At 52.9% G+C, this 263-nt stretch carries 1 pseudogene; it reads left to right on the forward strand.

Annotated elements, in window-relative coordinates:
• Window positions 1–24 precede the first annotated feature (24 nt).
• Window positions 25–263 (forward strand): annotated as a pseudogene (locus ACYP03_RS26650) (response regulator); the annotation flags it as partial.

Here is a 263-nt window from a genome sequence, read left to right on the forward strand (position 1 = left end):
GGGATGAAGCAATCGGGATATGCTGTGCCTATCAAGGGGCTGTTTGGTATTTTTGATGCGTGCGACAGAAGTCTGGTGGTGGTATCAACCGGGTCGGAAGCGATGCTGAGAACCAGTGAGGGAGAAATGATAGTCCCGGCTGGCACCAGTCTGGGAGACGGAGCACGTAAAAACCTTGCCGCTTCCTATGTTCTGCCGCATTCAGGCGCCCGTTTGTCTCTGAGTAAAATTGGCGCCGCCAATTTCAGCATTACAATTCAGCG

It is taken from the genome of Photobacterium sp. R1 (assembly GCF_054600795.1).